The organism is Haloferax sp. ATCC BAA-644 (genome assembly GCF_000336975.1).
Taxonomy (GTDB): domain Archaea; phylum Halobacteriota; class Halobacteria; order Halobacteriales; family Haloferacaceae; genus Haloferax; species Haloferax volcanii.
The window spans coordinates 50,861-76,543 of record NZ_AOLF01000013.1; the positions used below are offsets into that span (position 1 = coordinate 50,861).

The window sequence follows — 25,683 nt, forward strand, 5'->3', positions numbered from 1 at the left end:
CCCGACGCCCGCACGGCTCACCTGGCCGTTTCGCGGCCCGTCAACTCGTCGAGTTCGAGTTCGACGAGGTGGAATTCGAGGTCGTCGACTTCCTCGTCGAACACGCGGACGCCGCCGAACAGGTCGTTTATGGTCGCCGCGTCGGGGCGCTCGTCGTCCGGGAGGACGCGAATCGACCCGCGGGCCATGATGCTCCACGAGTCTTTGCCGGCGTCCTCGTAGCAGACGAACGTCGCCTCCTCCGTCTCCTCGATGAACGCGAACTTCTCGCTTTCGCCGTCGTCGGTCAGTCGGAACAGGAGTCGACCGCCGTCGGCGTCGTAGGAGACGTGCGCGGGAATCGCATACGAGCGGCCGCCGTCGGCCAGCGACAGCACGCCCGACGAGGCGTTCGACAGGCGTTCAGCGACCGTTTCGGGGTCGGTGCCGACGGTGTAGACGAATCTGATATCTCGCATACGTGACGTTCGCGGCCGCGACACATGAAACGGTGGTGCGACGGCGTCGGGGTCCGGGCGTCGGGCCACAGGCGTCGAGGCGCGAGTGTCGGGCCACGGGCGTCGAGCCGCGGGCGTCGGGTCGACGCTCAGGGAAGGTAGAAGTGCGATTTGGGGAACCGCCGGTGAATCTCCGGGGGTGCGTGACGGACGATGTGCACGTCGTGGTCGTCGTCGCTCGCGACGTTCCCGCCGACGCTGACGAGCGGGACGACGACGCGACCCGCGTTCTCGCTCCCGACGAAGATGACGCTCGCGTCCGTCTCGGACGCGACCGTCCTGAGCTCCGCGACGATGTTCCCGGGCGCGGGGTCCCGACCGACCGTGACCGCCTGAAACGAAGCCGACGGTGCGATGTCGACCGCGGTCTCGTGGAGTTCTCCGACGACCGTCTGCCGGTCGAACACCTCCCGCGACGGGACCCACCCCGCCTCGACGGCGTACGCCGAATCGTCGGGGACGACGGCGACCGCGAGCACGTCGTCGCCGGTGGCCGACGCGAACTGCGCGGCCCTGTCGAGCGCGGCGTTCGCCAGCCGAGAGCCGTCGTAGGCGACGAGGTACATGTATGCCGGTCGCGTAGCGACCGTGATAAATCAGTCGTCGGCTACCGATTCGATTCGCTCGCCCGACGACGCGAGCCGGTCGAGGGCGTCCTGTGCGGCGTCGCTCACGGCGTCCACGTCGCGGTAGGAGTCACCGAGGCCGACCTCGCGGCGGTGCCACTCGCCGTCAGCGAAGGCGAAGATGTCGACCCACCAGTAGAGCGTCAGCCCGCGCGCGAACTCGGTGATGGTGACGCGCCGGTCCGAGTCGGGCGACTCGTAGACGGTCTTAGCGCTCGCCTCGTCGGTGTCCACGTCGGTCTCGACGGTCCACCCCTCCGGAACGGCGAGCGAGAAGGGGTCGTCTGTCATTATCGTTCCCGACGAGACGGAGCGACTTGACTGGTCCGCTTTCGGTGATCGTCTCGGGAAGGTGACTCAGTCGAGCGACCGCGCCGAGTTGGCGACGACGAGCAGGCTCGACGTGCCCATGGCGACGGCGGCGAAAAGGGGGTTGAGCACGCCGAAGGCGGCCAACGGGATGGCGACCGCGTTGTAGCCGAACGCCCACGCGAGGTTGCCGCGGATGCGGCGGTTCACCCCGGTCGAAAGCGAGAACACTTCGGGTATCGCGTCGATGTCGCGGCCGACGAGCACCGCGTCGGCGGCGTCGCCCGCGATGTCCGTCCCCGTGCCGAGCGCGATGCCGATGTCGGCGGCGGCGAGCGCGGGCGCGTCGTTGCTCCCGTCACCGACCATCGCCACGGTCCCCCGGGCGCGGAGGCGTTCGACCGTCTCGGCTTTCGCCTCCGGCGGCACGCCCGCGAACACGTCTGTCACGTCCGGATGGTCGCGGAACCGGCGCGCGGCGCGCTCGGAGTCACCCGTGAGAACGACGACCTCGCGGCGTCCCCCCGCGGCGACGGCGGCGACCACGTCGTCCCACGCCTCGCGCGGTTCGTCGCCGACGACGAGCACCGCCCGAGAGCGCCCGCCCCAGCCGACGACGACGGGGACCGCGCCCTCGTCGCGGGCGGCCTCGACGGCGTCTTCGTGGGCCGGCGCGAGCGTCACGCCCTCGTCGCGGAGGAGGTCGGGGTGGCCGACGACGACGCGCTCGCCGTCGACTGCCCCCGAGACGCCGCGGTCGCGGACGGTCACGTCGTCGGCCGCAACGTCGGGAATCGACGCATCCGCCCCCGCCGCCTCGATTCGGTCTTCAGCCGCCTCGACGACGGCGGTCGCGAGCGGGTGCGCGGAGAAGCGTTCGAGCGCGGCGGCCGCGGCGAGCGCGTCGCTCCCGTCGTCACCGACGACCCGGAGGACCGCCATGTCGCCGTCGGTGAGCGTTCCGGTCTTGTCGAAGACGACCACGTCCACGTCGGGGACGGCCTCGAAGACGGCCTCGGAGGCGACGACGATGCCCCGACTCGCCGCCTCCTTGATGCCCGAGGCGACCGCCAGCGGCGTGGCGAGCCCGAGCGCGCAGGGACACGAGACGATGAGGACAGTGAGGCCGACGAGGAGCGCCTCGGTCGGCGTGCCGCCGCCGAGGAGGGTCCAGCCGAAGGTGACGGCGGCGAGGACGAGCACCGTCGGCACGAAGATGGTCGCCAGTTTGTCGGCGAGGCGCTGGACGCCCGAGCGGGCGCTCTGGATGTCCCAGAGCAGTTCGACCAGTCGGTCGAGCGTGCTCGTCGCGTCCTCGCCGACCGCGACGACGAGCGGGCGGTCGGTGACGACGGTCCCGCCGAGCACGTCGTCGCCGGGGCGCTTCGTCCGCGGCATCGACTCGCCGGTGACGAGCGCCTCGTCGACCGCGGCGGTCCCCTCGCGGACCGTCCCGTCGACCGGGACGCGCTCGCCCGGTCGGACCTCCACGAGGTCGCCCGATTCGAGCGCGTCGAGCGCGACCGTCTCGACGGCGGTGTCGCCGGAGCCGTCGGCGTCGCCTTCGACCCTCCGGCGCGCTTCCGAGACGCGGGAGGCCGCGAGGTCCGAGAGCATCCCGGCGGCCTTCCGCTTGATGCGGTCCTCGTAGTAGTTGCCGAGCGTGACGACGAGGATGATGGCGACGGTCACGTCGAAGTAGACGTGGGTCTCGCCGACGAGGACGGCCGCCGTCGAGTAGACGTAGGCGCTCGTCGCGGCCAGCGAGACGAGCAGGTCCATGTTCGGCTGGCCGGCGCGGAGGCTGACGAGCGCCCCCCGGAGGATGGGAAAGCCGGTGTAGAACAGGACGATGGAGGTCATCACCCAGATGTTGCCGAGGATGTAGATGCCGTCGAAGACGCCGAGTTCGACCACCGGCTGAAAGCCGACGTAGGTCGGGTACAGAAACAGGACGTACCACAGCATCACCATCATGCCGAAGACGCCGCCGCCGATGACGAACCGGGCGACCTGATTGTCCGAACGCTCGGCCGCCTCGCGCTCCTCGGGGTCGCGCGTGCCGTAGCCGTAGCGCGCGAGCGTCCCCGACAATCCATCTAAATCGGCCGTTTCGGGGTCGTAGGTGACGCGAACCATGTCGTTGGCGTAGCTCGCCTCGGCGGCGTAGACGCCCTCGCAGGTCCGCGCGGTGCCCGAGACGAACGCCTCGCAGGTGGCGCAGTGCATCCCGTCGACGGCCATGTAGGTCCGCTCGGCGTCGTCGGGTATTTCGTCGGCCTCGCCCGCGAGTTCGCGCTCGACCGTCTCGGGGTCGGCGCTCGCGGCGTCACCGAGTGCGCGGGTGATTTCGAGACAGCCGCGACAGCAGAACTCGCCGTCCGCGTCGTCGCCGGTGACCGGTGGGGTCGGCGTCGGCAGGCCGCAGAGGTCACAGCCCTCGCTGTCGCCGCCGGCGTCGCTCTTGCCGCCGGCCGACCCGCGGGACCGCGTCGAAGTCGACATCGTCACAACGGTTGGTAGAAGGGTACGTGAAGGTGCGGGACCGACACGCCCAGCAGCATCAGGCCGTGGGACAGCGGGATGTAGCCGAGGACGAGGAACGCCGCCCCGAGCGCCCGGTGGAGCGTCGCCCGCCGGCGCGCCGAGACGCGACCGAGGAGCGTCCCGTAGAGGAACAGCGTCGGAATCGTCCCGAGGCCGAGCAGGCCGAGTAAGGCGGCGGCCCGGAGCGGGTCGCCCGTCGAGAAGGCGTACAGGTACGCCGGGTAGATGATGGGACACGGGAGCAGGCCGTGAATCGCCCCGAGGCCGAGGATTCGCGGGCCGCCGACGAGCCTATCGACGCGGGCGGTCGCCCACCCGCTGACGCGGCCGAACAGGCGCGTCACCGCGGTCGGGGTGAACCGGTCGATGGCGGCCGACTGGCCGACGAGGTAGCCGACGCCGGTGAGGATGATGGCGGCCCCGACGAGTAGCCCGGTCGCCCCGCGGACGCCGCTGCCGACGGCGACCACCGAGTCGAACGCGTCGAAAAACAGGCCGCCGACGAGGGCGAAGACGGCTCCGATGGCGGCGTAGCTCAGCGCCCGGCCGACGTTGAACAGGGCGTGTTGGCGGACCTGCCGGAGCGTGAGCGACCGGCTATCGACGCCCTCGCGGTCAGCGAGACGGTCGGCGTAGACGCTGACGAGCGGGCCGCACATCCCGAGGCAGTGCGCCCCGCCGAAGAGGCCGACGAGGAGAAACGCCGCCGCCTCGGGCGTCGCGGCCGGCAGCCCGAGCGAGATGCCGCCGTCCATCTCAGGCGGCGTGTTCGGCGTCGGTCTCGGGGTCGGCGTCGCCGTCGTGGCCGTGTCCGCCCTCGGTCGGACTCATGAGGAGGTAGATGGTTGTCGAGATGAGAAGCACGTTGACGGCCGTGACGACCCCTGCGAGGGGGTTTTGCGTCACGCCGAAGATGACCGCTGGCAGGAGCGCGAGCAGTGCGACGGTTCCGGCGCGCCGTGGCGTGAGTTCCATATCGGTCCATTCGCGACCACGGTGTTTCTGATTTCGCCTATTCCCACCGCGTTGGAATGGGGTGTTGCGTTAAAGTCCCGTTATTCCTCATGACCGGGTATGGCCGTTGATTCGACAGCAGAGGGAGCCGCGTCCTCTGCCGCGCGCGCGTCCACCGATGGCGGCGTGCCAGCAAACGCGGATTCCCAAGGTGATTCCGGGCAGGCTGACCCCCCGGTGGACTCTATCGTCGGGACGGCCGACGACGGTATCGTTCGCGAACTCGAACACGACGATTTCGACCCGGTCGGGACGCTCGTGCTCGTGCTCATCTACATGGCGATTCTCATCGGCATGTGGGTGTTCATGTACTTCGTCGAGTTCCTCGGACGTGGTCTCACGGTGGTGGGATAGATGGAGATTCACGCCTACGAGAAGCTCTGGTTGGCGCTGGCGCTCGTCCTCATCGTCGGGTTCATCGGGACGATTACCTACGGGGCCGCCGGCGCGGGTATCGAGATGATAGACGACAAAGGCGGCACGGTCGACCCGGCGACGCTCGACCAGCACCCGAAGTTCGGTGACCCCGGCATCGAGCGGACCGGTGAGAACAGCTACGACGTGTACGTGGTCGCCCGCCAGTTCGTCTTCGAACCCGGGACGACCGAGCCGCTTCGCGTTCCCGCCGGCAGCACGGTCACCTTCCACGTGACCGCCGCCGACGTCATCCACGGCTTCGAGGTCGTCGGCACGAACGCGAACACGATGGCGATTCCCGGGCAGGTCTCGGAGTTCACCGTCCAGTTCGAAGAGGCCGGCGAGTACGGGATGCTGTGCAACGAGTACTGTGGCTCCGGCCACCACGTGATGGAAGGGAAGATTGTGGTTATGGAACAAGGAGAATTCGACAGTTGGTACGAACAGCAGCAGGCGCAAGGGGAGGCTGAGAACTGATGGCGACCGCGTCCGGCGGCGGCAGCGAGTTCGTCGATAAGTTCCCCGACGAGGCGGCAATCATCAAGGCGAGTTTCCTCATCGCGTTCGTCTCGCTCGGCATCGGGGCCTTCTTCGGTCTCATTCAGGCGCTTCACCGCACGAACGTCCTCCGCGTCATCGACTCGGCGGACTACTACACGGTGTTGACGGGCCACGGCGTGCTGCTCGCCATCGTCTTCACCATCTTCTTCCTCTGTGGGGTGTTCCACTGGGCGGTCGCCAGGAGCCTCGACCGGCCCGCCGAGAGCGCGCTGTTCTCGTGGGCGTGGGTCGGCCTGATGACGACGGGCACGGTTCTGGCCACCGTCGCCATCCTCGGCGGCCTCGTCCCGAACCTCGGCATGAGCGCGGACGTGCTGTTCACGTTCTACGCGCCGCTCCAAGCCCATCCGATATTCTACATCGGCCTCGCGATGTTCATCGTCGGGACGTGGCTCGCCGGCGCGGACTGGTTCCTCTCCTACCGGGCGTGGCGGCAGGAGCACTCCGACGAACGAATCCCGTTGCAGACGTTCATGGTCCTCACGACCATGATTATGTGGTACATCTCCACCCTCGGCGTCGCCGTCTCGGTGGTGTTCTTCCTCATCCCGTGGTCGCTCGGCCTCATCGAGAGCGTCAACCCGCTTCTGACGCGGACGCTCTTTTGGTACTTCGGCCACCCCATCGTCTACTTCTGGCTGATGCCGGCGTACCTGCTTTGGTACACCGTGCTCCCCAAGCTCGCGGGCGGGCGACTGTTCAGCGACCCGCTCGCACGCGTGGTGTTCGTGTTGTTCCTCCTGCTTTCGACGCCGGTCGGGATTCACCACCAGTACCTCGACCCCGGCATCGCGGAGGGCTTCAAATTCATCGCCATGACGAACACGATGTTCCTGCTCCTCCCGTCGCTGCTGACTGCGTTCACCGTCGTCGCCAGCGTCGAACACGGCGCGCGCCAACGCGGCGGTGAGGGCTACCTCCGCTGGCTCGGCGCGCTCCCGTGGCGCGACCCCGCCTTCACCGGCATGGCCCTCGCGGGCGCGATGTTCGCCGCCGGCGGCTTCTCCGGCATGATTAACGCCGGGATGAACATCAACTACCTCATCCACAACACGCTGTGGGTGCCGGGGCACTTCCACCTCACCGTCGGCACGGCCGTCGCGCTGACGATGATGGCCGGGTCGTACTGGCTCGTCCCGCAGGTCACGGGCAGGAAGCTTTACAGCCGCCCCATCGGCCTCCTGCAGGTCATCATGTGGTTCGTCGGCATGGTGTTCATGTCGAACGCGATGCACCGCGCCGGCCTCGCCGGCATCCCGCGGCGCACCGCCGAACCGCAGTACCAGAACTTCGAGTTCCTGACGCCCATCGGGAGCATCTTCGAGCTTCGGGTGCAGATCGCCCTCGGCGGGACGCTCCTGTTCCTGTCGGTGGTGCTGTTCCTGTTCAACATCCTCCTGACCTCACTCGGTGAGGAGTCCGACCGCCCGGTCGATTCGTACCTCCCCGAGCCGCTTTCGGGGCCCGAGGGAAGCCCGCGCATCCTCGACAACCTGACGATGTGGACCGGTATCGCGGCGGTGCTCGTCGTGCTCGCGTACACGCTCCCGCTGGCCGGCATCATCCAGAACGGCGGCGGGCTGTTCGGCGGCGGCCTCCCCGTCCCGGCGACCGTCTCGGCCGGCGTCGACCTCGTGTTGACGACGGTCACGAGCGCCTTTAACACCCTCTGGGGGGTGGTCGCGTGAAGCTCACGAAGGCGCGGGCGCTCGTCCTCATCGCGATTAGCGTCCCCGTCGCGATCGAACTGCGCACGGTCGCGGGGTTCTTCAACGTCGAACTCCCGCTCATCGCCGTGGCGGTCATCGAGTTCCTGTTCCTCGCCCTGCTGTTCGTGCTGTACGGGCTCTACGGCGAGGGGTCTGAGTCGGCGGCGTAGCCGACGACTCGGGCACACGTTTTCGACGCACGGTTTCGACCCTCTGATTTTCCGGTTCGTCGCCGCGGTCCCGTCGCGGGACGACCCGCGTACCAACATAAATCCCCCGCGATATCGGGGGAGACGCTCGGTCAGTTTCCCGGACGCTGGGAAGCAGTCTCCGTTTATATTCGGTCGTCTCGCGTAGGCTCAAGCGACCATGAGCAACCTCGACTTGATGAAAGCTGGCATCGGCCTCGCGGTCGTCATCGGCATCGTCCTCACGGCGGTCGCCGGCTACGCGCTGTTTACGACGTTCGGCGGCATCGACGGCCTGACCGTCGCTCCGGAGCTCCTCGTCTCCGTCCTCTTCGGCGGCCTGCTCGTCGCGGCCGCCGCGAGCGTCCGCCGGGTCGCCCCCAAACCGCGCACCCGCGTCTGAGGGACTCGACGCCGACCGCTCCGACCGGCTCCGCTGACCTCCATTCTCCGGTTTTCGACCCGTAGAGCGACTGCACCGCCCCGAGAGCCGTCTCTCCGACGAAAAAGACGATATCGTCGGGACGCCAATGAACTGATATGTACGATACCGTTCTCGTCCCCACCGACGGCAGCGCCCGCTCCCGCGCGGCGGCCCGCCGCGCCATCGACCTCGCGGGTACGTCCGGCGGGTCGATTCGCGCCCTCTCGGTCATCGAGGTCGACGACCTCGGGCTGTGGACCGCCGCCGACGTGCCGGTCGAACGAGTGCGCGCGAGCCTCCGCGACGCGGCCGAGATGGCCGTCGAGGAAATCGCATCGCTCGCCGGAGACGCGGGCGTCGACTGCGCGACCGAAATCCGAATCGGCGTGCCGTACCGGGAGATTCTGGACGCGACCGCCGAGACCGACGCGGACCTCGTGGTGATGGCGACCCACGGACGAACCGGGCTCGAACACGCGATTCTCGGAAGCACGACGGAGCGGGTCGTCAGGCTCTCGGACGTGCCCGTGTTGACCGTCAGGGAGTGAGACAAGAGCGAAGCGAGGCCGACTCAGACCAGCGCCCTGAGCCCGTCGCGGAGCGCCCGCCGGCCGTAGACCGCGAGGCCGACGGCCCCGGCCGCGCCCAACAGGAGCGGAATCACGTCGAAGCCGTCGACCGCCAACCGGAGCGCGCCCCAGACGAGGAACGCCGCGGCCTGCGCGACGTAGAACGCGAGGGTTCCGTTGAACGGGACGAACCCGCCGGCGAGGAAGACGACACAGAGGAGCGCGATGCCGACCACGTCGGCGCTCATCGGCGGGAGCCAGCCGACCGCGACCGCGGCGACGGCGAACGCGCAGAAGACGACGCCGACGGCCAGCCGGAACGGTGCGATTTCGGCGAACAGCGATTTATCCGGCGGGACGACCTTCGAACCGCCGTCCGTGGGCGTCGTCGATGTCGGTGACACGGTCGTAGTTCGCACAGAACTGTCAAAAAATTATTCTCTCTCTCTTTCGGGCTCACTCACGAGGATGCGACTGCCGCCGTTCCCGTCGTGCGACCGATGGGATGCCGCGAGGCCCCCAATTTAATACGATATGTAGTAAACGTCGAGACAACGATGGTCGCACTCGACGTACACGAGGACATGCAACGACTCGCCGACAGCGGCGTCGTCGCGGTGATGCGCGGCGCGGACGCGGACACCATCATCGACGTGGCCGACGCGCTCCACGAGGGCGGCGTCACCGCCTACGAAATCACGGCCGACAACCCCGACGCGATGGACCTCATCCGCGAGGTGTCGGCGTCCTTCTCGGACCGCGAGGCCATCGTCGGCGCTGGGACCGTTCTCGACGCCCCGACCGCCAACGCGGCCATCCAGGCCGGCGCGGAGTTCGTCGTCGGGCCGAACTTCGACGAGGGCGTCGTCGAGACCTGCAACCGCTACGGGACGCTCGTCGCGCCGGGCATCATGACGCCGACCGAGGCGACCGACGCGTACGCCGCGGGCGCGGACCTCGTGAAGGTGTTCCCCGCCTCCTCGCTCGGCCCCGGCCACCTCAAGAGCATGAAGGGGCCGCTCCCGCAGATTCCGATGATGCCGACCGGCGGCGTCGGCCTCGACAACGCCGCGGACTACATCGAGGCCGGCGCGGTCGTCGTCGGCGCGGGCGGCGCGCTCATGGACGACGAGGCAATCGAAAACGGCGACTTCGAGGTCATCACCGAGACGGCCCGCGAGTTCTCGAACGTCATCGACGACGCGCGAGACGACTGAGGGAGAGCGGGTGGTCGTCCTAATTTAAATAATAGAATATATAATATGTATTTAGCTATCCAAGACGAGATATAATATAATGACAAAAAGGAACGAAAGGACGGCCGTTTGGAATGGAATTATGTTTAGTTCTGAACCAAAATATAAAAATACAGCAATAAATAAACTAATCTTATCATACCCCTTCAGGTTATACGACTGACTATCTCCGCTTGGGCTGAGTTCGTTTCCTTCCATTTGCGTTAATCACTCCCCTGTGAGAAAATAACCATGCCGGATTTATGATTTCGGCTCGTGAGTACCCATCGATCTGCTTAGAGCTGGTTTCTTAATTTTAGTTTGGGGTATATTGTTTCCCGTTTCTGAGGTCTTCTTGTTCGTAGGCCGGAGATACGGTCCAGGAATCCTCCTCGTTAGTAATACCAAAACTGATTCCATCATCGGATATATTGGTATCTCCTAGACTTGCCGAATCATACAGCATTGAATAGGAGAAATAAATCTCTCGTTCATTTAGGGGAACAGATGTGTCTGGATCAATATAAAGCGTCATGTAATCTTGTAGATCTAAGTCACCTCCGACTTCACCATCTCCAATTAGTGGATTCTGACCTTTGAAGTATAGGCCATTATACCGTGCAATAGCTCCCCCTTCTGGTGTTTGCTTTTTGCCAAGCTCAACCATGTCAGATCCAAAGCTATACCAACTCTCCCCATCTCTCTCCGGGGGTTTACTGTAGTGGTCTGGGTTATAGCCAATCTTAGCTATATCTTTTGGCTTTCCAGTATATGCATCATCTATACCACTGTTATCGAATGACCAGTGTAACTCTACTGCGTCATAACTACCAAGGCTGTAGTAAGTCATTGTTAGAGTAAGGTCTTTTTCCTCAAATCCCGAAATGATCTGTGTTGACGGGCCATCTGTACTTGAACCCGTTTTCAGGTCTACTTTTGTTGTTTTTTGTTCATTCCCGTATTCTATATCTTTATCATCGATGTATTTGAACCATTTATCAAGGCTCCAATCTTTTTTATCCCGATTCTTCATGGCTTTGTCAAATTTCACCACGCTGTCTTCTTTCCCGGAACTGATTGTTGGGACCAAACCAACTCCAGCAGCTGCACCCATAGCTTGTAGAACAGTTCGTCGATTCGGTTGTTCTATGTTCTTATCAGACATCCAACTAGACTCTGACAATCAAAAACCATACTCTTTTCTAAACAGTTGGAAATCCAATATGTGTTTCAGATCTGTAATGTTTATAATATCCATTGGTTCCCACGTATTAACTCTAAGAATTGGTCTTGATTAATATTGATTTGTTGTTATTATCTCCGTTCAATACCTTCCTCTCTGAAACAACCGCTGAGTAGGTGTGTGATACTTGTCGTGGCGGGGTTACTGATACAAGGGGTGCGGTAGACCCACAGTCTCATCCTAACAATTGTTCAATATGAATTGAGTCGAATAAAGGGACAAGGCGTGCTGTATATACTCTCTATTCTGCACGCAATTCAGCTCAGAAATCACGGGTTCCAACGGATCAAATCCCCTCGAACCACCCGCCAATCGCTTCTTACCGAATCGACCGCACGCGTTCTTCGAACCCATCGGGAACCACGTCGGCGAGCGCGTCGGGGTCCGACTCGCCGTTGGCCGCGACGAGGTAGGCCGCGCCGTCGGCGTCGCCGTAGACGCGCTGGAAGTCGTAGACGAAGCCCCAGCAGTCGGTCGCCTCGGGAATCTCGTCGCTCTCGGTGAGGTACTCCACCTGCCGGACGACCGCGTACTCGACGAGTCGGTTGACCGCCTCGCCACCCGGCGTCTCCGCGTCGAACACGCCGAGTTCACGGGCCTCCTCGACGAGCGGGACGAGCCGCGAGACGGCGGCTTCGACCGACGCGGGCAGGTCTCCGACACTCTCGCCGGTGGCCGTCGCGTAGGCGGCCGTCACCGCGCCGCAGCCCGTGTGTCCGAGGACGACCACGTCGGTCGACTTGAGCGCCGACACCGCGTAGCCGACGGCGTCGTTGACGACGAGTCGTCCGTCGACATCGGTCCACACCTGATTGCCGACGTTGACCGACGTGAACAGCTCGCCGGCCTCGTCGGCGCTCCAGACCGCGTCGGCGGGGACGCGGGAGTCCGAACAGCTCACCGAGACGACCGCCGGCGACTGCGCCTCGCGGACGCCCTCGAAGTGGTCGACGCCGAGGCTCTCGACGTGTCGCGCGTTCCCGGTCAAGAGCGACTCCAGCACTGTTCGCGTCATTGGATTACGTTTCGTCCCGACTCTATATAGCATCCCGCTCGTCGCTCGATTCATCGGAGTCGTCCGCTTTTTCGTCGTCCCCGCCCGCTGACTCGACCGGCTCGCCCCAGATGAAGGGGTCGTCTGTCTCCGCCGACTCGTCGGCGTCGGCGGTGTCGGCGTCGGCGGTGTTAGCGTCGTCAGTGTCTCCAGTGTCCGCAGCATCCTCAGCGTCGTCGTCGGCCCCGGCGGCCGCGGGTTCGGCTTCCTCGACGAACTCGGGCGTCTGGCTCACGTCGGCCTCGGCGTCGGTGACTGCCCCCGAATCCGATGCGTCGGCGTCGCGGTCCGGCTCCGCGGCGCGGATGCCGAGTGCGGCTTGTCGGGACTGCTGTCGGGCCTCGCGGCGCGCCGCAAGCGCCTCGCGGAGGCGGTCGTTCAGCGTCTCCCGAAGCTCCGCCGCGTCGGTGACTTCGATGTCGACGGCGGTCGCGTCGCCGCCGACGAGGGAGATGCTCCCCGCGGTGTCGGCCGTGACCGTCGAGACGCGCCAGCGACGCTGGAAAATCGTCCGGCGCTCGATGACCGTCTGCACCCGGTAGTAGGGGACGAAGCGCGTCTCGCGCTTCCAGAACCCGTTTCGGGTGACGATATGGTCCTCGGTGAGCGCGTAGCCGCGGTGCCGCCACTGGAGCGCGCCGGCGACGACGGCCACCGGGACGAGCGCCAGCGGGACGAACCACGGAATCTCCTGCGGGAGGACCCGGTTTGCCCCGTAGAGCGCGAGCGTCGCCGCGCCGAGGACGAGCGAGTAGCGGACGGCGTAGCGCCGGCGGATGCGCGTCGGCGGCCCCTCGAACGTCGGCAGCTTGACGCCTTCGAGGTCGGCAACGAGGCCGAGCACGCGGTCGCGGGTCGCAAGCGGGATGGCCGCCTCGGAGCCGCGACCGCCGCCGCCGGACCCGTTTGTCCCGTCGGAGCTGGGGGCGTAGCCCGCGGTCTCGACGAGGAGCGTCGCGTAGCCGAACCGGCGCTTCAGGGGGTTGTCCTCGACGGTGAGCGTCTGGAGTTTGTCGAGCGGAATCGACCCGTTGTAGCGCTGGAGGAGGCCGCGTTCGTACTGGAGTTCGTCGCCGACGCGGGTCAGCCGGAAGCCGTAGTAGTTCACCACCGCGGAGGCGAAGCCGGCGGCCCACGAGACGAGCGCGACGAGGAGGACGAGCGCGACGATGCCGACCCCCGCGGCCGCGGCGCTCCCGGCGGGGACCGGCACGTCCACGTACGACGCGACGATGGGGAAGACGGTCGACCCGAACACGAAGACGAGACCGGGCAGTCGGAGGTCGAACGACAGCGCGCCGACGATGGCCAACTCGCGGGGCGTCAGTTCGAACAGGAGTTCCCGTTCGGGTTCAGGCGCGTCGCCGTCTTTACCGCCGCGTTTCAGGCGGGCGACTTCAGACTGGATGCGGCGGGCCTCCTCGTAGCTGACGAATCGGAGACTGCCTTCGGTCTCGCCGCCGCCCGCGGTTTCGAGGTCCACGGCGGCGATACCGACCAGTCGCTGGGCGACGTTGCGGGAGATGTCGACGTTCTGGATGCGCCGGTAGGGAATCTCGCGGTTGCGCCGGGAGAACACGCCCGACCGGATGTCCAGCGTGTCCGGCGTGAGTTCGTATTCGAACCGGCGGAAGTAGGCGAGTTCGTAGCCGGCGATGGCGACCACGACGACGCCGACGAGCGCGACCGCGCCGAGACCGCCGAGGAACCCGCCGAACGTGGTCCCGCCGGTGAACGCGAGGAACGCGAGCGCGAAGGCGATGCTGGCGCTGCGCTGGACCGCCCGATAGGGCACCGAGAGCGGCGACAGCCGGGTCATACCGCGTCGTCGCCCTCGGACGCGATTGCGAGGCGCTTCAGTCGGTCCTGAAGGTCCTCTGCGCCCTCCGGAGTGAGCCCCGGAATCGCCACGTCGGCCCCGCGGGAGCCGGCGGTGTAGACGACGGTCGATGCGAGGCCGACGAGCCGTTCGAGCGGGCCGCGGGCCGAGTCGACGTGCTGGACCCGGACGAACGGGACCACGGTGTTGACCTTGGTGAGGACGCCGCGCTGGAGGTACAGCGAGTCGTCGCGGACCTCGTAGCCCCACGCCCGATACCGGAGCAGGGCGACCGCGACGCCGACGACGAGGAAGACGCCGCCGACCGCGACGGGGACGAACGTCGGTATCGGGACGGGCGCGAACAGCGTCGCCGCGGTCGCTACGCCGCCGGCGACGAGCGCGAACACGACCGCTCGGGCGACCCAGAGAAGACGGATACGGGGGTGGAGGCGATTCACGGGAATCCCTCCGAGCGCGTGAACATCGTACACTCCGGCGTCTCCTTGAACGGATAAATAACTGTGGCCGCGCCCGAATCGGCTTACGGGGTGGCGGCGAGGTGGCGCTCGACCCGGCGGGTCGCGGTGGCGAGCGTCGCGCCGACCGCCGCGAACGTCGCGAGCACCGGGTACCGGACCGACAGGTCGGCGTAGAAGAACTCCGTCACGTCCGGCACCAGCCCGGAGAGCGTCCGTCGATGGTGGGAAATCGTCTCCTGTCGCGCCGCGACGAGTCCGTCGAGTCGCTCGCGGAGCGCCGAAAGCTCCCCGTAGAGCGCCAACAGCGCGTCGAAGCCGCGGTCGGACAGCGGCGTTCGGTCGAGGTCGTCGAGGCGTCCGAGGAGGTCCTCGATATCGCCGCGCATCGACGCCACGGACTCGGCCTCCTCGTCGACGATGTCGATGAACTGCCCGCGTTCGTCCAGCGACGAGGCGGCGGCCGCTGCAATCGTGCGCCGGAGCGGGGCCGAGAGAACGCTCGCGGACCGGAACGCGGTCGCAACGTCCGGGCCGAACTCGGCGGCGAAGCTCTCCCCGAAGTCGTCGCCGTACTCCTCGTCGTAGTGCGGGACGGACATCACGGTCCGCTCGTAGCTCCGGCGCAGGCCGGAGAGCGCGGCGTCGGTTCCGCCCCGCCCGCCCCGCTGGCCGACGAGCGTCGCGGCCGCGGGGGTCTGATTCGGAGTCGACGCCGTCGCCTGCGACGCGGCGACCTCGCGGCGGAACGACCGGAACGCCTCGCGTTCGTCCACGCAGCGGCGACGCTCGGCGCGGAGTGCCTCGCGGGCGTCGTCGAGGCGGCCGAGGCTCACCGCCATCGAACCGCCCCCGGAACGTCCGAGCCGACGACCCGTCGCGGCGGCCTCCGCTCGTCGACGAGGGGGAGCGCCGACAGCTGCCCGCGGTCGGCGTGCGCGGCGATGCCCTGCCCGTGGGCGGCCCCGCTGGCGGCGAGGGTGTACGCCTCGGCCATGCCCTTCGGCCCCGCGAGCGGGACGAGTCGGACGGTCGTCCCGCGGCGGTCGATGTCGACCGCGACGAACGACTGCGGGAACGAGCAGGTCGCCGGGGCGATGAGTTCGCGGACGCCGGCTCGCACCGCGGTCGCGGGCCAGTGGATGTGCCCGGAGAGCACGAGCGGCACGTCGTGGCGCGCGAGCACCGCGGCGAGTTCGTCGGCGTTGCGGAGTTGGTAGAAGTCGGCGTCGGGGAACTGGCCGGTGTGGCGGCGAGGGTGGAAGACGTTGTGGTGGAGGACGACGAGTGGGGTCGTCGCGTCAGCGAGGACGGTGTCGAGCCAGCGGAGTTGGGCGTCGGGAACGGCCCCCTCGTGGGTGTCGGTGAGAGCGAGGTCCGGGCCGCCGCCGGCGGAGTCGAGGCCGACGATGTCGACGCCGCCGACCCGGCGGACGAACGGGAGGGAGCCGTCGGCGTAGCGCGCCGCGAACTCGGCCGGCGTCGGGGCGTCGTAGTCGTCCCAGCGCTTCGGCACGTCGTGGTTGCCGGGCACCGCGACCCGCGGCCCCGGCAGGTCGCGGAGGAGTTCGTCGACCACGTCGTACTCCTCCGGGCGGCCGTCGCGGGTCAGGTCGCCGAGCAGGACCGTCGCGTCGACGTCGAGGTCGGAGATGGTCGAGACGGCGGTCCGAAGCCGCGTCTCGCTCCGGTGGTAGGCCTTCCACGTACCGGAGCCCGTCGGCGTGACGTGCGGGTCGGCAACGACCGCGAGTCGAGTCGGCGTCTCCGAGACCGGCCGGCCGAGGCGTGCGAGCACGGGACCGGGACCGCGCTCGTCGGGGCTCCCAACCGGCGTCTCCCCGATTATCGGCGGGGCGTCCGGACTCATCGGTCGATGGTCCGCGTGAACGTCCCCAGCGCGGTTTCCCGGTGGACGCGAATCCGCCCGGTGTCGGGACACAACTCGATTCGAAGCGGCGACTCGGTGGCGCGCGTCTCGTCCCCGTGCATACACGTGGATGCATCCGGAGCGAGATGATAAACATGTCGTACAGAATATATATTTTCGAACGTAGATATAGATACTCTACGGAGTCCTCGGGAGTCGGGGCCGGCGTCAGTTGAGGAGCAGGCCGGCGTCGACGAGGAGCAAGACGGCGACGAGCGCGGCGCCGAGATAGAACGGTGCGGCCTTCTCGGCGGGCGTGCGGACCTTCTTCTCCGCGAGGCCGTCTTTCGCACGGGCGCGGCCGACTTCGACGAGGCCGGTCAGGACGAACCAGAGCGCGAGCATCCCGAGGACGAGGTGGCCGCGGCCGGAGCCGAACAGGCTCTCGGCGGTGTAGCGCGTGCCGGCGAGGTGGCCGCCGGTGGCGAACATCACGAGCGAGGCCCCGCGGGACCACATCGTCAGCCGCGAGACGACCGATTCGAACGCGGCGGCGCGGATGTTCCCGGCGCGGGCGGTCGGCAACACGGCGAGCGCGAAAAAGAGGACGCTCCCCGTCCAGAGACCGCCCACGACGAGGTGGAGCGTTGCCATCACGGTGTCGATGAGTGCCATGTCCGTCGGGTTAGTTCAGCGATGCTTGAAGGTTTCACCTTCGGGCGGGCGAGGCGGGTGGCACAGCCTCATGCGCACGCAGCGAGTGAGCGACAGCGGCGAGGCGACCAACCTCAGCGAAGCACGGCGGGCGGCTTCGCCGTCACGTCGAGGTCGGCCGCGTAGTGGAGTATCTGGTCGCCGCCGGGGTGGTCGAAGCCGCAGGCCTCGAACATCGTGTTCGCGCGAATCTCCGCCTCCACGTCCTGTATCGGCCACGGGTCGTGGTCGATGTCGCCGATGACGACGGGCCAGTCGTCCGTGTAAAAGCGGTAGTTCTCGACGAGGAACGCGTCGAGCGAGCCCGGTTCGAGGGTTCGGACCTCGCCGGTCGGTTGGTAGGTCGCCTCGAACCGCGCCGCCGGCGTCTCGGCGGTCGCCGGTCGGTAGCTCTCGTAGTCGACCGCGCCGTCTCGTTCTTCGACCGAGATGTTCGCGTAGTGGTACGGGAGCCGGTAGCCCAGTCGGGCCATCGTCACGCCGAGGCGGTCCGCGGCGTCGAGGGTGAAGAAGTAGACGCCGCGGGGGCCGCCGTCGGCGGGTTCGACGTAGGTCCGGAGGTTCACCTCGGGGAACCCCAGTCCGATGGGCGACCCGCGCGGGCGGATGTCCGTCATGTCGAACGAGACGACGCCGAGCCACGCCCGCCCGTCGTGAGTCGCCACCGAGAGCGGGTCGGGGAGCCGCGGCTCCACGAGTTCGGGGGCGACCGGCCAGTGGGCGAACAGCGTGTGCCGCCAGCGCATCGACAGGAGGTCCATGGCGGCCGTTAGGACCGAGGATGGGTGTGGGTTTCGGCGGTCCCGGCGGTCGGGAAGCCGCGGTCGATTTCCCCCAGCGAAACGCACAGGTGAGTGGCGACTAACTGACACGCATGGGACTCGAAAACGCCAGCGGCACGTTCGACATCGGCGGCGACCTCACGGTACACCGACTCGGCTTCGGCGCGATGCGAATCACCGGCGACGACATCATCGGCGAGCCCGACGACGTGGAGAACGCGAAGAAGGTGCTCCACGAGACGCTCGTCCACGGCGTTGACCTCATCGACACGGCGGACTCCTACGGTCCCGCCGTCTCCGAGCGCCTCATCGGCGAGGCGCTCGCGCCCTACCCGGACGACCTCGTGGTCGCCACGAAGGGCGGCCTGCTCCGCAACACCGATGGTGACTGGAAGCCCAACGGCGACCCCGACTACCTCCGGAACGCCGTCCTCGGGAGCCTCGACCGCCTCCGAACCGACACCATCGACCTCTATCAGCTCCACCGCCCCGACCCGCACGTCCCCTTCGAGGACTCGGTCCACGCGCTCGCGGAGCTGAAAGACGAGGGGCTGATTCGACACGTCGGCCTCTCGAACGTCTCGGTCGAACAGCTCGACGAGGCGCGCGACATCGTCGACATCGCCACGGTCCAGAACCGGTTCAACATCGGTGACCGCGAGTTCGAGGCCAGCCTCGACGCCTGCGAGAAGTACGGCGTCGGCTTCATCCCGTGGTACCCGCTGGGCGCGGGCGACCTCGGTGACCGAGCCGACGCCGTCGCCGCGGTCGCGGAGAAACACGACGCGACGCCCCAGCAAATCGCCCTCGCGTGGCTCCTGCATCGATCGGACGTGATGCTCCCCATCCCCGGCACGTCCAGCGTCTCGCACCTCCGCGACAACGTGGCGGCCTCGCACATCGCCCTCGACGACGAGGACATGGACCGACTCGCCTGACGTGGAGGCCTAACCGTGGTGGCGCGTGACGTGCGCGACGCGACCGACCCGGACCCGTCGGCGGGAGAAACCGACGCCGACGGAGTCGCCAGCGGAGACGCCGGCCCGGAGCTGTGCCCCGTCTGTTCGACGCCCTACGACTCCGTCTCGCTCCACGACCGCGGTCTGCTCGTCAATCTCCTCGACAACGAGCGCTACCGACGCGTCTGCTTCGAGCCGGTCGAACGCGACGGCCGGCCGCACGTCCGATTTTTCCACCACACGCACGAGCAGGTCGGCGCGGACGACTGACCGGGCGGCGTCGTCGGCGACGCGTTCACCACGTTCGCCCTAACTCCACGGGCGTTCCGTGAACTCGCCGGCCTCGATTTCGCGCTCTATCTCGCGGAGCGTCGCGTCGTCGACGCTGACGAGGTGACAGAGCGGGTGGCCGGGCGCGGCGACCGGGTTCTGGAGGACGCCGGCGACGAGGCCGGTGAAGGGGGCCGAGACGCGCTTTTCTCTCGTCTTGAAGTGGTCCGAGATGGTGCAGATGGTGTCGCCCTCGTGGACGAGGGGCACGTCGCCGTACTGCATCTCGACGAGGCCGCCAACGTCGGCGCGGAGCCACGTCTTGTCCGTCGCGGAGTCGATGACGCGCGTCCAGCCCGGCCAGCTGACCGCCTCGTCAGGGAGGACGCCGTACTCTGCGAGGACGCTCTCGACGCCGTCGAGCGCGCGGTCGACCATCGCCGGCTGGAAGCGGTGGGCGCGACCCATCTCGACGGTGATGGTCGGAATCCCGTCGTTGGTGGCGACGGTGCGGAGCGAACTCGCCTCGGCCTCGCCCGAGAGGATGAGGTTCGCGCCGAACGACCGCGCGAGGCGGGCGACCTCGGGTCGGCTCATGTCGGCGCGGACGTGGTACATGGTCGTCCGGTTGCGCGTCGAGGTGTGGAAGTCGATGCCGAGGTCGCAGGGCTCGACGAACCGGCGGTAGATCTGGTTCGCCATGCGTTCTGCCGTGTTCGCGCCGTCGCGGCCGGGGAACGACCGGTTCAGGTCGAGGTCGTAGATGGGGATGTAGCGCTGTTGGGCGAGGTAGCCCGGAACGTTCGCCACGTGGATGCAGACGATAGTGCCGTGGATGTCCGCGGGGTTGTACCGGCTCGCGACCTCCTGCATCACCTTCACGCCGTTGAGTTCGTCGCCGTGGAGCGCCGCGGTCATGAAGACCGACGGCCCGCCCTGCTCGCCGTTGATGACGGTGACGGGTATCTCGACGGGGTCGCCGAGGTACGTCTCGCTGATTTCGTATCTGAGGTGTCGCACCTCGCCCGGCGGCACCTCCGAGTCGTACCTGAACGGTTCGGGGTCCATGAGACGGTCATCGGCGGCGACAGGCAAGAAGGTTGACCGGCGGCCGACCGCCGCGTCGATTCGATTTACGTCGCTCGCGCGCCACTTCCACTCATGGCGACTCCCCGGCTCGACGACCCGCTCGACATCGGCGGGGTCACGCTCCGAAACCGGCTCTACCGCGCGCCGGTGCTCGAATGCGCGGGCACCGGTCCCGACGCGCCCGAACGCCTCGCGGCCGAACTCGAACCCGCGGCGCGGGCCGGCACGGGCCTCGTCTGTCAGGGGGCGACCATCGTCCGCGAGACGGGCGGCTGTGCCGCGCCGGGGATGACCCGAATCGCGGACCCCGAGTTCGCGGCGTCGCTGTCGGCGGTGACGGAGCGAATCCACGACTACGGGTCGGCTATCGCGGTCCAGTTGGAGTACGGCGGCCTGCGGAGCATGGAGACGTGGCACGCCGCGTACCGACGCGACCACCCGGAGTTACAGCAGCTCGCCGTCTCCCGACCGCCGCGACCCCTCAGACTGCTCGACGCCCTCGGTTTCCTCGACTACGACGCGCGCGTCATGACGACCGACGAGGTGTACGACCTCGCGGCCGACTTCGGTCGCTCCGCGGCGATGGCCGTCGACGCCGGCTACGACGTGGTCCACGTCGCCGGCGCGAACATGGGCGTCGTCCACCAGTTCCTCTCGCCGTTCTACAACCGCCGGGACGACGAGTTCGGGGACGGCGTCCGGTTTCTGGAGGCCGTCTCCGACGAGGTGCGCTCGCGGGCGGGCGACGTGCCGCTCATGACGAAAGTACCGGCCGAGACGGCCGCGCCGCCCGGCATCCGCAGACGCCTGACCGAGGACGACGCGCTCGGAATCTGTCGCCGCCTCGACGACGCGGGCTACGACGCGCTCGTCCCCGTCTCGGGGTCGGTGTTCTGGGACGCGAGCATCGTCCGGGGGTCGTTCCCGGCCCGCGCGTGGCGCGACGACCGCTACCGCGACGGCTACGCCGCGGCCTTCGGCGGCCCGCTCCGGGCGCGGCTCGTCGAACTCGGCAATCGAATCGAGGCCGCGTGGTACGACTTCGACCCGGCGTGGAACGCCGACCTGTGCCGCCGCGTCCGCGACGCCGTCTCGGTGCCCGTGCTCTGCGAGGGCGGCATCCGCGAGCGCGGCGATATCGACCGACTGCTCGGTGACGCCTGCGACGCCGTCGGGATGGCCCGGCCGTTCTACGCCGAACCGGAACTCCCGGCGCGACTGCTCGGCCGCGACGTGTCGGCCGACACGCGGGTCGTCTGCGAGAACTGCAACAACTGCGCGGTGCCGCAGGCGACGGGCGCGCCGGGGGTCTGTCGAACCCCCGCGGTGTTGGCTCGCGCGGGGACCCTCAGAATGGAGGGCGCGTACGATACAGACGCCGAGACCGCGGACGCCGACGAGGCCGACCCGGAGGGTTAATAAGGCTCTCGTCGGTCAATCTGGGTAATGGCGCGCGACCGGTCCGCGATGGAGTCGGCCGAACTGACGGCGGTGCTCGACGCGCTCGACGACGCGGACGCCCGAGCCATCATCAGAGGACTCGAAGAACCCATGACGGCAAGCGAAATCTCAGATACGTGTGACATCCCGCTTTCGACGACGTACAGGAAGCTGGACCTGCTCACGGACGCGGCGCTCCTCTCCGAGGGGACCCAGATTCGCGCGGACGGTCACCACGCGACGACCTACGAGGTCGCCTTCGACGAGGTGCGAATCGCCCTCAACGACGAGCGCGACTTCGACGTCGCGGTCGGCCGCCCCGAGCAGACGCCCGACGAACGCCTCGCCGATATCTGGTCGCGGGTACGGAGGGAGACCTGATGGGGCATCTCACCACATCGCCGACGATTGCGACGATGATTATCGTCGTCAAGACCGGCATCCTCGTCCTCGGCGGGCTCATCACCTACTTCAGCTACAAGGCGTACCGGAACACCGGGGCGGCGTCGCTCCGCGCGCTCGCGCTCGGCTTCGGCGTCGTCACGCTCGGCGCGATGCTCGGCGGCGCGCTCGACGTGATTCTCAACGTCGACCTCGCCACCGGACTGCTCATCGACTCGGTGCTGACGCTCATCGGCTTCGCGGTCATCACCTACTCGCTGTACGTCGACTGAGCCGGACCGAAAGACAGCCTTCGAACTTCCCGAGCCGCCTCCGAACCAACCCGTAACTCGCGGTCGCGTCGCCGCCGTTTCTGTCTCGTCTCTCGGTCGCAACCCACAGCGGCGTCTCCGGAGCGTGCCGTCTGTCACCACGAGCCACTCTCTGCGGATATTATTGCTCAAATTGTGCAAAACCGTTATTACGTCGCGGCCGGTATCGGTAGGTATGTCCGACGACGAACTGACCGACATCCGGAAGCAGAAACGCGAACAACTCGAATCCAAGCTCCGCAGCGACGGCGGGAGTGCGGCGAAAGAAGCCTCTGCTGGCCCGGCAGAGCCCATCCACGTCGACGGCGCGGACGAGCTGGACGACGCCGTCGCCTCGTACGACGTGGTGCTCGTGGACTTCTACGCGGATTGGTGTGGTCCGTGCAAGATGCTCGAACCCACCGTGAAGAAGCTCGCGGAGAACACCGACGCCGCGGTCGCCAAGGTCGACGTGGACGCGAATCAGGAGCTCGCCGCCCAGTACCAGGTTCGGGGCGTCCCGACGATGGTGTTGTTTGCCGACGGCGAGGCGGTCGAACAGCTCGTCGGCGTCCGCGGTTACGACGACCTGAAGAACCTCGTCGAAGCCCATCTCGCGTAAGCGTTCTCTCCCCCCGAGACTCGGGGTCGATTTATTGGCGCTCTCGTCCGACCTTCGGGTATGCAACTCCTCGCCGAGCCCATCGACATCGGAACCCGGTCGCCGACGGTCCTCCTGAACGAGAGCGACGCGGCCGAACTCGGGGTCCACGCGCTCGAACGCGTCCAACTGCGCCGGGACGGGCGGACGACCATCGGCATCGTCGAGCTGACGGACGAACTCGTCTCCGAGGGGACCCTCGGCGTGACGCGCCGCCTCGGCCACATCGAGGGCGACGTGGAGGTGTCGGTCGCGCCGCAGCCCGACTCGGTGTACTACATCCGCAAGAAGCTCGACGACATCGAACTCGAAGCCGACGAACTGTCCCAACTCGTCCGCGACATCCACGAGGAGCGTCTCGCCGACGTGGAACTCGGCGCGTACGTCTCCGCGACGTACACCAACGGGCTGTCCATGGAGGAGACGATGCACCTCACGGAGTCGATGGCGGCGGTGGGCGAGGCCATCGCGTGGGAGGAGCCGGTCATCGTCGACAAGCACTCCATCGGGGGCGTCGCGGGCAACCGCGTCACGCCGATTCTCGTCCCCATCGTCGCCGCGGCGGGGCTGAAGATTCCGAAGACCTCCTCGCGGGCCGTCACCTCCGCGGCGGGCACCGCCGACACGATGGAGGTCCTCTGCGACGTGGCGTTCTCCGTCGCGGAGATACGCGATATCGTCGGGAAGACCGGCGGCTGTCTCGTCTGGGGCGGTGCGGTGAACCTCTCGCCGGTCGACGACCGCATCATCCGCGCCGAGACGCCGCTTTCTATCGACCCCAAAGGACAGCTCATCGCCTCCGTTCTCTCGAAAAAGAAGAGCGCCGGCTCGACCAACGTCGTCGTCGATATCCCTTACGGCGAGGGCGCGAAAGTCGAGAGCCTCGCGGAGGCGCGCGAACTCGCGGAGGACTTCAACCGCGTCGGCGACCACCTCGGGATGGCCGTCGAGTGCGCCATCACGAACGGGGGCGCGCCGGTCGGCCGCGGCGTCGGCCCCGTGCTCGAAGCCCGCGAGGTCCTCGCCACGCTCGCCGGCGGCGGCCCGAACGACCTGCGGATAAAGGCGATTCGCCTCGCCGACCTGCTGTTCGAATCCACCGGCGTCGACGCCGACGCCGCCGAGATTCTGGACTCGGGTCAGGCCGAAGAAACCTTCCGCGAGATACTCGCCGCGCAGAACGGCGACCCCGACGTTGAGGCGGCGGACCTCTCGCCCGGCCGGCACACCGTGTCGGTTCGCGCCGACCGCGACGGCGTGGTCACACACGTCAACAACCGCCTCGTCAACGAGGTCGCCCGCCGGGCCGGCGCGCCGCGAGACCCCGGGGCGGGCCTCGAACTCCACCGGCGCGTCGGCGAGATGGCCGCCAGCGGCGAGACGCTGTTTACCGTCCACGCCGAGTCCGAGGACAAACTCGCCGACGCGAAGGCGCTCACCGAGCGCGTCGAGACCGTCCGGGTGCGACACCCCGACGAGGCGCTGGTCGAGCGGGTGTGAAACCCCTCGCCGCGGCGACCTTTTTCCATTCGACGCCCGTAGTTCTCGCATGGACGACCGCGTACACCCCGAGGTCCGGCGCACCGCGACGGAAATCGACACGATGGAGATTCGCGGCGCGGCGACCATCGCCGACGCGGCCGCGCGAGCGCTCCGGACGCAGGCCACGGAGAGCGACGCCGCCGACGCCGAGGCGTTCAGAAGCGAACTCCGCGCGGCCGCGAGAGCGCTCTACGAGACGCGGCCGACCGCCGTGAGCCTCCCCAACGCCCTCCGGTACGTCCTCCGCGGCATGTCGAGTACGACCGTCGAGGGACTCCGACGGAACGTCGTCGAGTCGGCAGACGAGTTCTGCGCCCGTCTCGAACGCGCGCAGGCCGACCTCGGGGAGGTCGGCGCGAACCGCCTCCGCGACGGCGACACCGTCATGACCCACTGCCACTCGACGGACGCGCTGGCGTGCGTCGAGGCCGCGGTCGAGCAGGGAAAACATATCGAGGCCGTCGTCAAGGAGACTCGGCCCCGAAATCAGGGGCACATCACCGCGAAGCGACTCGACGAACTGGGCGTGCCCGTCACGCTCATCGTCGACTCGGCGGCGCGGCGCTACCTCAACGACGTGGACCACGTGCTCGTCGGCGCGGACGCCGTCGCGGCCGACGGGAGCGTCATCAACAAAATCGGGACGAGCGGCCTCGCGGTCAACGCCCGCGACCGGGGGACGCCCATCATGGTCGCCGCGCAGACGCTCAAGCTCCATCCCGGGACGATGACCGGCCACACCGTCGATATCGAGATGCGCGACACCGCGGAGGTCATCGACGACGAGACGCTCGCGGACCTCGGCAACCCGACCGTACAGAACCCCGCGTTCGACGTGACGCCGCCGCGCTACGTGGACGCCATCGTCACCGAGCGCGGGCAGTTCCCGCCCGAGAGCGTCGTCATCCTGATGCGGGAACTGTTCGGGGAAGGTACCTCGGAGCCGTGGGTCGAACCGTAGTCAGGCCGATTC

At 67.5% G+C, this 25,683-nt stretch carries 32 protein-coding genes; 15 read left to right on the forward strand and 17 right to left on the reverse strand.

Annotated features, from left to right (window positions below):
* Positions 1 to 17: 17 nt before the first annotated feature.
* The 6 genes from C458_RS03970 to C458_RS03995 form a co-directional block, all read right to left on the reverse strand.
* Entirely contained in the window at positions 18 to 458 is a 441-nt protein-coding gene (locus C458_RS03970; RefSeq protein ID WP_004044008.1) for a pyridoxamine 5'-phosphate oxidase family protein, read from the reverse strand.
* A gap of 128 nt (positions 459 to 586) precedes the next feature.
* Entirely contained in the window at positions 587 to 1,063 is a 477-nt protein-coding gene (locus tag C458_RS03975; RefSeq protein WP_008573445.1) for a universal stress protein, read from the reverse strand.
* A 30-nt stretch (positions 1,064 to 1,093) separates the two neighbouring features.
* A complete protein-coding gene (locus C458_RS03980) occupies positions 1,094 to 1,414 on the reverse strand; it encodes a hypothetical protein (protein WP_004044006.1) in 321 nt (106 codons plus the stop codon).
* 66 nt (positions 1,415 to 1,480) lie between these two features.
* Complete coding sequence (locus C458_RS03985; protein WP_049897041.1) at positions 1,481 to 3,937, reverse strand: heavy metal translocating P-type ATPase; 2,457 nt, start codon at positions 3,935 to 3,937, stop codon at positions 1,481 to 1,483.
* 2 nt (positions 3,938 to 3,939) lie between these two features.
* Positions 3,940 to 4,734, reverse strand: a complete 795-nt coding sequence (locus C458_RS03990) for a sulfite exporter TauE/SafE family protein (protein WP_008573450.1) — start codon at positions 4,732 to 4,734, stop codon at positions 3,940 to 3,942.
* A 1-nt stretch (position 4,735) separates the two neighbouring features.
* Entirely contained in the window at positions 4,736 to 4,954 is a 219-nt protein-coding gene (locus C458_RS03995; RefSeq protein ID WP_004064201.1) for a hypothetical protein, read from the reverse strand.
* Between the two features lie 165 nt (positions 4,955 to 5,119).
* Between C458_RS03995 and C458_RS04000 the strand changes: the two genes are divergently transcribed.
* The 6 genes from C458_RS04000 (at position 5,120) to C458_RS04025 (ending at position 8,840) form a co-directional block, all read left to right on the forward strand.
* On the forward strand, positions 5,120 to 5,347 hold the full coding sequence (locus C458_RS04000) for a hypothetical protein (protein ID WP_058565934.1): 228 nt from the start codon (positions 5,120 to 5,122) through the stop codon (positions 5,345 to 5,347).
* Positions 5,348 to 5,887 (forward strand): cytochrome c oxidase subunit II, encoded by a 540-nt coding sequence (locus C458_RS04005; RefSeq protein WP_008573451.1) that lies wholly within the window; start codon positions 5,348 to 5,350, stop codon positions 5,885 to 5,887.
* Positions 5,887 to 7,659: a b(o/a)3-type cytochrome-c oxidase subunit 1 gene (locus C458_RS04010; protein WP_008573452.1), complete on the forward strand. Its 1,773-nt coding sequence runs from the start codon at positions 5,887 to 5,889 to the stop codon at positions 7,657 to 7,659. The genes C458_RS04005 and C458_RS04010 overlap by 1 nt, the downstream gene beginning before the upstream one ends.
* Entirely contained in the window at positions 7,656 to 7,850 is a 195-nt protein-coding gene (locus C458_RS04015; RefSeq protein ID WP_004064193.1) for a hypothetical protein, read from the forward strand. The genes C458_RS04010 and C458_RS04015 overlap by 4 nt, the downstream gene beginning before the upstream one ends.
* Before the next feature lie 199 nt (positions 7,851 to 8,049).
* Positions 8,050 to 8,271, forward strand: coding sequence for a hypothetical protein (locus C458_RS04020; RefSeq protein ID WP_008573453.1), 222 nt, complete (start codon positions 8,050 to 8,052; stop codon positions 8,269 to 8,271).
* A 137-nt stretch (positions 8,272 to 8,408) separates the two neighbouring features.
* Positions 8,409 to 8,840 (forward strand): universal stress protein, encoded by a 432-nt coding sequence (locus tag C458_RS04025; protein ID WP_008573454.1) that lies wholly within the window; start codon positions 8,409 to 8,411, stop codon positions 8,838 to 8,840.
* A gap of 23 nt (positions 8,841 to 8,863) precedes the next feature.
* On the opposite strand, the gene C458_RS04030 is transcribed toward C458_RS04025, so the two are convergent.
* Positions 8,864 to 9,265 (reverse strand): hypothetical protein, encoded by a 402-nt coding sequence (locus tag C458_RS04030; RefSeq protein WP_008573455.1) that lies wholly within the window; start codon positions 9,263 to 9,265, stop codon positions 8,864 to 8,866.
* Between the two features lie 153 nt (positions 9,266 to 9,418).
* Here C458_RS04030 and C458_RS04035 point away from each other — a divergent pair, with 153 nt between their 5' ends.
* Positions 9,419 to 10,078, forward strand: a complete 660-nt coding sequence (locus tag C458_RS04035; protein ID WP_008573456.1) for a bifunctional 4-hydroxy-2-oxoglutarate aldolase/2-dehydro-3-deoxy-phosphogluconate aldolase — start codon at positions 9,419 to 9,421, stop codon at positions 10,076 to 10,078.
* A gap of 334 nt (positions 10,079 to 10,412) precedes the next feature.
* On the opposite strand, the gene C458_RS18040 is transcribed toward C458_RS04035, so the two are convergent.
* From C458_RS18040 to C458_RS04070, 9 genes are all read right to left on the reverse strand, one after another.
* Entirely contained in the window at positions 10,413 to 11,210 is a 798-nt protein-coding gene (locus C458_RS18040; protein WP_152418117.1) for a hypothetical protein, read from the reverse strand.
* Positions 11,211 to 11,658: 448 nt separating this feature from the next.
* On the reverse strand, positions 11,659 to 12,354 hold the full coding sequence (locus tag C458_RS04040; protein ID WP_008573457.1) for a carbonic anhydrase: 696 nt from the start codon (positions 12,352 to 12,354) through the stop codon (positions 11,659 to 11,661).
* A 22-nt stretch (positions 12,355 to 12,376) separates the two neighbouring features.
* Positions 12,377 to 14,212: a PH domain-containing protein gene (locus C458_RS04045; protein WP_008573458.1), complete on the reverse strand. Its 1,836-nt coding sequence runs from the start codon at positions 14,210 to 14,212 to the stop codon at positions 12,377 to 12,379.
* Positions 14,209 to 14,673: a PH domain-containing protein gene (locus C458_RS04050; protein WP_049897052.1), complete on the reverse strand. Its 465-nt coding sequence runs from the start codon at positions 14,671 to 14,673 to the stop codon at positions 14,209 to 14,211. Before C458_RS04050 ends, C458_RS04045 begins: the two co-directional genes overlap by 4 nt.
* Before the next feature lie 83 nt (positions 14,674 to 14,756).
* Positions 14,757 to 15,533 carry a hypothetical protein gene (locus C458_RS04055; protein WP_008573460.1) on the reverse strand — a complete coding sequence of 259 codons (777 nt, stop codon included), beginning with the start codon at positions 15,531 to 15,533 and terminating at the stop codon, positions 14,757 to 14,759.
* Entirely contained in the window at positions 15,524 to 16,561 is a 1,038-nt protein-coding gene (locus C458_RS04060; protein WP_008573462.1) for a metallophosphoesterase, read from the reverse strand. Before C458_RS04060 ends, C458_RS04055 begins: the two co-directional genes overlap by 10 nt.
* Positions 16,558 to 16,683, reverse strand: a complete 126-nt coding sequence (locus C458_RS18775) for a hypothetical protein (protein ID WP_004043988.1) — start codon at positions 16,681 to 16,683, stop codon at positions 16,558 to 16,560. Before C458_RS18775 ends, C458_RS04060 begins: the two co-directional genes overlap by 4 nt.
* 106 nt (positions 16,684 to 16,789) lie before the next feature.
* Positions 16,790 to 17,236, reverse strand: a complete 447-nt coding sequence (locus C458_RS04065) for a hypothetical protein (RefSeq protein ID WP_008573466.1) — start codon at positions 17,234 to 17,236, stop codon at positions 16,790 to 16,792.
* A gap of 113 nt (positions 17,237 to 17,349) precedes the next feature.
* Positions 17,350 to 18,036 (reverse strand): YqjF family protein, encoded by a 687-nt coding sequence (locus tag C458_RS04070; RefSeq protein ID WP_008573468.1) that lies wholly within the window; start codon positions 18,034 to 18,036, stop codon positions 17,350 to 17,352.
* A gap of 113 nt (positions 18,037 to 18,149) precedes the next feature.
* Between C458_RS04070 and C458_RS04075 the strand changes: the two genes are divergently transcribed.
* Together C458_RS04075 and C458_RS04080 are read left to right on the forward strand one after the other, a co-directional pair.
* Positions 18,150 to 18,995 carry an aldo/keto reductase gene (locus tag C458_RS04075; protein WP_008573469.1) on the forward strand — a complete coding sequence of 282 codons (846 nt, stop codon included), beginning with the start codon at positions 18,150 to 18,152 and terminating at the stop codon, positions 18,993 to 18,995.
* Positions 18,996 to 19,025: 30 nt separating this feature from the next.
* A complete protein-coding gene (locus C458_RS04080; protein WP_239638777.1) occupies positions 19,026 to 19,286 on the forward strand; it encodes a hypothetical protein in 261 nt (86 codons plus the stop codon).
* 39 nt (positions 19,287 to 19,325) lie between these two features.
* Here C458_RS04080 and C458_RS04085 read toward each other — a convergent pair whose 3' ends face one another.
* Complete coding sequence (locus C458_RS04085; protein WP_008573471.1) at positions 19,326 to 20,354, reverse strand: succinylglutamate desuccinylase/aspartoacylase family protein; 1,029 nt, start codon at positions 20,352 to 20,354, stop codon at positions 19,326 to 19,328.
* A gap of 93 nt (positions 20,355 to 20,447) precedes the next feature.
* Between C458_RS04085 and C458_RS04090 the strand changes: the two genes are divergently transcribed.
* From C458_RS04090 to C458_RS04115, 6 genes are all read left to right on the forward strand, one after another.
* Entirely contained in the window at positions 20,448 to 21,794 is a 1,347-nt protein-coding gene (locus C458_RS04090) for an NADH-dependent flavin oxidoreductase (protein WP_008573472.1), read from the forward strand.
* A 27-nt stretch (positions 21,795 to 21,821) separates the two neighbouring features.
* Positions 21,822 to 22,196, forward strand: coding sequence for a helix-turn-helix domain-containing protein (locus C458_RS04095; RefSeq protein ID WP_004043983.1), 375 nt, complete (start codon positions 21,822 to 21,824; stop codon positions 22,194 to 22,196).
* Positions 22,196 to 22,489, forward strand: a complete 294-nt coding sequence (locus tag C458_RS04100) for a hypothetical protein (RefSeq protein ID WP_049897040.1) — start codon at positions 22,196 to 22,198, stop codon at positions 22,487 to 22,489. The genes C458_RS04095 and C458_RS04100 overlap by 1 nt, the downstream gene beginning before the upstream one ends.
* Before the next feature lie 214 nt (positions 22,490 to 22,703).
* Positions 22,704 to 23,129, forward strand: coding sequence for a thioredoxin (gene trxA / locus C458_RS04105; protein WP_008573475.1), 426 nt, complete (start codon positions 22,704 to 22,706; stop codon positions 23,127 to 23,129).
* A gap of 60 nt (positions 23,130 to 23,189) precedes the next feature.
* Positions 23,190 to 24,668 (forward strand): AMP phosphorylase, encoded by a 1,479-nt coding sequence (locus C458_RS04110; RefSeq protein ID WP_008573477.1) that lies wholly within the window; start codon positions 23,190 to 23,192, stop codon positions 24,666 to 24,668.
* A 49-nt stretch (positions 24,669 to 24,717) separates the two neighbouring features.
* Positions 24,718 to 25,671 carry a ribose 1,5-bisphosphate isomerase gene (locus tag C458_RS04115; RefSeq protein ID WP_008573478.1) on the forward strand — a complete coding sequence of 318 codons (954 nt, stop codon included), beginning with the start codon at positions 24,718 to 24,720 and terminating at the stop codon, positions 25,669 to 25,671.
* Positions 25,672 to 25,683: the final 12 nt, after the last annotated feature.